Source organism: Psychrobacter sp. 1Y4, assembly GCF_051847555.1.
The window spans coordinates 1-690 of sequence record NZ_JBPYDE010000587.1 but is presented as its reverse complement, the minus strand read 5'-3'; the positions used below and the strand labels follow the sequence as shown (position 1 = coordinate 690).

Genomic DNA, 690 nt, shown 5'->3' with positions numbered 1-690 from the left:
AAGATCATAACCATGTAATTCTTGTACCATGGCTGAGTATCTTGATGTTTAAAATTCGGTGCTGGATTAGACATAAAATACCTATTCATCAGATACTTATTTATCAGAAATCTGCTTATCAGATATCGACAAACGGTATCAACGGACAATTTGACGGCTAAGTGCTGCCAGTTTAATCATAAATCATTCACCCGATAGCCTTTGACTCTCAAAGTCGCTGGCTACCGAATGACATAAAGGAAACTAAATAATCAACTCAGTGACGAACTACTGACCTTGAGTCGTAAAGACGTTTTGCTTACTGACTTTGTACTTACCGTCTTCACTGGTCACATTTAACGTCACTGGCGTTTGACCAAATTCAATCACATCAGGATCACCATAAATACTGACAGGCATATCGAAGCTTTCGCCTGCTTCTAAGGGTACATCGTTGAAGCGCAGCTCTAAACTCAGACCCTCTTGCGGGGCGAGCGTTATTTTATAATTGTGAGGCTCTTGGGTTTTGTTGGTCAGCTTGACGATATAGCTGTTCTCAATCATGCCTTGGGTATTGATAGATGATAACTGGTTACGATCACGACGTATATCAATCTCTAGCGGTACGCGGTCTGTCAACGCATAGATAACCCCGCCACATAGCACAGCTAACAAAGCCAAATAAGCAAATAATCGCGGACGCAGCACACG

The 690-nt window shown here is 42.0% G+C and carries 1 protein-coding gene; it reads right to left on the bottom strand.

The features are described 5' to 3' along the window. Positions 1–267 precede the first annotated feature (267 nt). Positions 268–690 (bottom strand): FixG Ig-like domain-containing protein (locus ACS8FC_RS17735; protein WP_439297759.1); only part of this gene is annotated, 423 nt, incomplete at its 5' end.